The organism is Streptomyces sp. NPDC057654 (assembly GCF_042800135.1).
Classification (GTDB): domain Bacteria; phylum Actinomycetota; class Actinomycetes; order Streptomycetales; family Streptomycetaceae; genus Streptomyces.
In genome coordinates this window covers 1-4,749 of record NZ_JBHVHQ010000675.1, presented here as the reverse complement: position 1 = coordinate 4,749, position 4,749 = coordinate 1, and the positions used below count along the sequence as shown (strand labels likewise).

Below are 4,749 nucleotides of genomic sequence, written 5' to 3'. Positions count from 1 at the left end.
GTACGGGTCGCCGCCGACGACATGTTCCGGCTGGGGACCTCGGAGGCCGTACGGGAAGCGGTGACGCTGCGGCGCACGGTCCGGGAGTTCACCGCCGAGCCGGTCGACGGGGCCGCCGTGCGGCGCGCGGTCGCCGCCGCCGTGACCGCGCCCGCGCCGCACCACACCACGCCGTGGCGGTTCGTGCTGCTGGAGTCGGAGCACGCCCGTACCGCACTGCTCGACGCGATGCGCGACGCGTGGGCGGCCGATCTGCGCGCCGACGGCTTCACCGAGGAGAGCGTCGCCAAGCGGCTGCGCCGGGGCGACGTGCTGCGGAACGCGCCGTATCTGGTGGTGCCGTGCCTGGTGATGGACGGCTCGCACACCTACCCCGACGAGCGCCGCGCCGCGGCCGAGCGGGAGATGTTCGTCGTGACGGCCGGGGCCGGGGTGCAGAACTTCCTGGTGGCGCTGGCCGGTGAGCAGCTCGGTTCGGCCTGGGTGTCGTCGACGATGTTCTGCCGCGACGTGGTGCGGCGGGTGCTGGAGCTGCCGGAGGACTGGGACCCGATGGGGGCGGTGGCTGTGGGCCGCCCCGCCGCGCCGCCCCGGCCCCGGCCGGAGCGCGCCGCCGACGCGTTCGTATCGGTGCGGTAGCCGGTCCGTCCCGGGCCCTACAGCGCGCGGATGTCGCCCACGGAGAAGCGCGGCGCGCGGCGGGGCGGGGTGCGGCCGGTGAGGAGGATGAGGCGGCAGGCGCGGTGGCGGTGGCCCGCGTAGGGGGCCAGCAGGTCGAGCATGGCCGCGTCGTCCGTGCCGCGCTCGCCCGTCAGCGCGTAGCCGATGATCTTCGGCAGATGGAGATCGCCGACCGTCACGGCGTCCGGCGAACCGTTGCTGCGCTGCAAGGTCTCGGCCGCCGTCCAGGGGCCGATGCCGGGGACCGCCTGGAGGCGGGCGGCTGCTCGTACGTCGTCCATGCCCGCGGCCTCCTCCAGACGGCGGGCGACGCGGGCGGCGCGCACGATCGCCGACGAGCGCTTGCCGTCGACGCCGGCCGTGTGCCACTCCCAGGACGGGATCAGCGTCCAGCCCCGCGGATCGGGCATGACGCGCATCCCGTCCGCCGGGCCGGGGGCCGGTTCGCCGTGGCGCTTCAGGAGAATGCGCCAGGCGCGGTACGCCTCGTCGCTGGTGACCTTCTGCTCCAGGACCGAGGGGATCAGCGATTCGAGGACCAGGCCCGTGCGGATCAGGCGCAGGCCGGGGTGGCGGCGGTGGGCCTCGTGGACGAGGCGGTGGCGGGGCGTGAAGTCCGCCGCGTCGTCGTGCTCGCCGAGCAGCGCGGGCGCCCGCGCGAGCAGCCAGGCCGCGCCCGGACCCCAGGCTTCCGCTGTGGCCTCGCCGCCGGCCACCGCGATTCGGACGGTGCCCGGCCCGTCCGGCGTCCGCGACGCGCGCCAGATGGAACCGTCCGCGTCCGCCCGGTAGGCGGGGTCGCCCGGCCCGCGCCCCAGGACGCCCAGGTTGCGCCTGAGGTCATGGCGGTCGTACGGGCCGGTGAGCCCCCAGGTGCGGGTGTCGGACATCGGACCAGCGTACGGGCCGGTCGTCTCTCCTGCCGATCGTTACTGGTCGGAGGAGAAGCGCACCACTCCCGCCCCTATGTCCGCCCCGCACCACACCCGTACTCCGTCGCGCAGTTCGTTGTCCGGGCCGATCGTGGCGCCGTCCCCGATGACGACGCCCTCCACGACCGTTCGCGCGCCGACTCTGGCCCCCGCCCCGATGAGCGAGTCCACGATGTGCGCCCCGGCCTCGACGACGGCGCCGTCGAGCACCGCGCTCCCCTCGATGCGCGCGCCCGACTCGATCCGGGCGCCCTCGCCGATCACCGTGCCGCCCGTCAGCTTGGCGTCCATGGCGACCAGCGCGCCGTCGATGACCAGGCGGTCGCCGCAGCGGCCGGGCACGGCCGGGGACGGGGCGCGGCCCAGGACCAGGTCGGCGGAGCCGCGGACGAACGCCTGCGGGGTGCCGAGGTCGAGCCAGTAGGTGGAGTCGACCATGCCCTGGAGGTGCGCGCCGGCGGCGAGGAGGTCCGGGAAGGTCTCGCGTTCGACGGAGACGGGCCGGTCGTGGGGGATCGCGTCGATCACGGAGCGGTTGAAGACGTACGCGCCCGCGTTGATCTGGTCGGTGACGATCTCCTCGGGGGTCTGCGGCTTCTCCAGGAACGCCGTGACCCGCCCGGAGTCGTCAGTCGGTACGAGGCCGAAGGCGCGCGGGTCGTCCACGCGCGTCAGATGCAGGGAGACGTCCGCGCCCGCCGTGCGGTGGGTGGCGACGAGGGCCTCGATGTCGAGGCCGGTGAGGATGTCGCCGTTGAAGACGAGCACCGGGTCGTCGGGGCCGGACCGCAGCCGGGACGCGACGTTGCGGATGGCGCCGCCGGTGCCGAGCGGCTCCTCCTCGGTGACGTACTCCAGGTGCAGGCCGAGGGCGGAACCGTCGCCGAAGTACGGCTCGAAGACCTCGGCCAGATAGGAGGTGGCGAGCACGATGTGCTCGACGCCGGCCGCGCGGGCCCTGGCGAGCTGGTGGGTGAGGAAGGGGACGCCCGCCGCCGGGACCATCGGTTTGGGCGTGTGCACCGTGAGCGGGCGTAGCCGGGTTCCCTTGCCGCCGACCAGGAGGATCGCTTCTGGCGATTCAGTCAACGTGTATCTCTGCTTCCTGCTGGGGCCGGCCGTGGTCGGCGGCCAGTGTATGCAGACTGTTAAGGCGTGGCCTGCGCCCGGTCAGGGGTACGGGGCCGGGGCTCCTCAGCGCCCCTGGAGGTGGGCCGAGACGGCGCGGGCCGAGCCGAGCTTCCGGTACAGCTTGGAGCCGGGGCACTCGGTGGCGAAGCCGTCGCGGTGGCCGGAGATGACATGGAGCTTGACCCGAGCCCCCTTCCTGAAGCGGTTGCCGCCGCCCGACACGAGACGGGTGGTGCCGCGCGGGTTGGCGCCGTACAGGCCGAGCTTCCAGGCGGTGAGTCGGGCCACGGCCTTGACCGCGGCTGCGGGCGGGTTGGCATGTGCGAACGAGCCGAGGACGGCGACGCCCATGCTGTTGCTGTTGAACCCGAGAGTATGGGCGCCCATGACGGGTTTGGCCACACCGCCTGCCCGGCCCTCGTAGACGGTGCCGCACTTGTCGATGAGGAAGTTGTAGCCGATGTCCCGCCAGCCGCTGCTCTTGACGTGGTAGCGGTAGATACCGCGGATGACCCTGGGCGCCTGGGAGCAGCTGTAGTTGTTGCCGGTCGCGCTGTGGTGGACGAACGCGGCCTTCACGGTCCGGGTGTAGCGGAACCGCCGCTCGCGCAGCCGCTCGTTCGCGCCCCAGCCGGACCGGGTGACGATGCGGGGGCGGGGCCCGATGCGGCGGCGCATCTCGGCGGCGCGCGGCCCTTCCTCTTCCAGCTTGCCGTCGTGTCCCTCCAGTTTGCCGTCGTGGACCGTGCCGTCCTGGGGGGCCGTCCCGTCGTGGCGCGTGCCGTCGTCGGAGGGCTCATCGCCGGTCCCGTCGCCGGTTCCGTCGCCGATACCGTCGGCGATCCTGTCGGCGATCCCGTCGCCGAAGCCGTCGATCACCGCCGCGTCCGCCTCGGACTCGGCCTTGTCGAGCGCCGGGATCTCGGTCGCGCCCAGGGGCGCGAGCTGCGCGTTCACGTCGGAGCTGGCGGCCTCCTCCCCCGTCGGCACCGGGTTGGCGGCGCGCTGGGCGGGGGACGGGTCGGCTCCGGGGTCGACGAGGTCGAGGCGGAGCCCGGCGGGCAGGGCGGCCTGCGCCGCACCGCTCCGCCGGCCCTTGGCGTGGCCCGTTCCGCCGTGCCGGCCGGCGGTCTTCGCGCCGCGGACCCGGACCTGGACGCCGTCGGAGTCGCCGACCCACAGCGGCGCGGTCGTGCCGTGCGCCCGGCGGCTGTGCGCCTCGGGCGAGCCGGCGTCCGGCCGGTCGTCGTCGTGGGTCTGTACGTCCTGCCAGCCGGACCAGACGTGGCCGCGGGCCGCGCGGGTACGGACCTGGACCCGGCCGTGGAGCTCGGCGGAGGGGTCCTTCCAGACGACGCCGAGGAGGGAGAAGGGCCGGACGCGGCGGGCGGACAGGCCCTGCTCGGCGGCCCCGCCGGCGCGGTCGGCGGCGGTCCCGAGGTCGACGAGCGGCAGCGAGCGGGTGGAGCCGGGGACGCCGATCGACGAAGCGGGTGCGGGTGCGGCGGCAGCGGTTGCGTTTGCGACGCCGGACCGTACGGCGGCGGCGCCGGAGGGGGCGGTGAGCGGGAGTGCCAGGACGACCGCACAGGCCACGGCCGTCGAGGAGGCGAGGAGTGGACGCATAAAAAAAATCGTGAACAAAGGTGGCATATCTGTCTATTCGTGAGCTGACGGCTCATCGGCCGAACCGGTGGCCCGCCGCCCGGCCGGGGACGCCCGTACGGCTGATGCGCGGCGCGGTCGGCGCGTACCCTGGCGGCGATGAACGCCACCGATCGCACCCCCGCCGACCTGCTGCGATCCGCCCTCGCGGCGGACCCGGCCCGCCCGCTCGTGACCTTCTACGACGACGCCACGGGTGAGCGCGTCGAACTCTCCGTGGCCACCTTCGCCAATTGGGTGGCGAAGACCGCCAATCTGCTCCAGGACGACCTGTCCGCCGAGCCCGGCGACCGGCTCGCGCTGCTGCTGCCCGCGCACTGGCAGAGCGCCGTCTGGCTGC

The 4,749-nt window shown here is 74.3% G+C and carries 5 protein-coding genes; 2 read left to right on the top strand and 3 right to left on the bottom strand.

The window, feature by feature from the left end; all coding sequences use genetic code 11:
- Positions 1-639: coenzyme F420-0:L-glutamate ligase (locus tag ACFU99_RS33435; protein WP_384399208.1), on the top strand; the 639-nt coding region annotated here is incomplete at its 5' end.
- Between the two features lie 17 nt (positions 640-656).
- Here the strand turns inward: ACFU99_RS33435 and ACFU99_RS33430 are convergent.
- The 3 genes from ACFU99_RS33430 to ACFU99_RS33420 all read right to left on the bottom strand — a co-directional run bounded on the left by ACFU99_RS33430 (position 657) and on the right by ACFU99_RS33420 (position 4,370).
- Positions 657-1,571 (bottom strand): DNA-3-methyladenine glycosylase family protein, encoded by a 915-nt coding sequence (locus tag ACFU99_RS33430; protein WP_384399206.1) that lies wholly within the window; start codon positions 1,569-1,571, stop codon positions 657-659.
- 39 nt (positions 1,572-1,610) lie between these two features.
- Positions 1,611-2,702 carry a sugar phosphate nucleotidyltransferase gene (locus ACFU99_RS33425; protein WP_384399204.1) on the bottom strand — a complete coding sequence of 364 codons (1,092 nt, stop codon included), beginning with the start codon at positions 2,700-2,702 and terminating at the stop codon, positions 1,611-1,613.
- A gap of 105 nt (positions 2,703-2,807) precedes the next feature.
- A complete protein-coding gene (locus tag ACFU99_RS33420; protein WP_384399202.1) occupies positions 2,808-4,370 on the bottom strand; it encodes a peptidoglycan recognition protein in 1,563 nt (520 codons plus the stop codon).
- A 138-nt stretch (positions 4,371-4,508) separates the two neighbouring features.
- Between ACFU99_RS33420 and ACFU99_RS33415 the strand changes: the two genes are divergently transcribed.
- Positions 4,509-4,749 (top strand): TIGR03089 family protein (locus tag ACFU99_RS33415; RefSeq protein ID WP_384399200.1); only part of this gene is annotated, 241 nt, incomplete at its 3' end.

Excerpts from the sequence above, each read along its gene's own strand:
- ACFU99_RS33430 (WP_384399206.1), bottom strand. The coding sequence starts at position 1,571 with ATGTCCGACACCCGCACCTGGGGGCTCACCGGCCCGTACGACCGCCAT.
- ACFU99_RS33420 (WP_384399202.1), bottom strand. The coding sequence starts at position 4,370 with ATGCGTCCACTCCTCGCCTCCTCGACGGCCGTGGCCTGTGCGGTCGTC.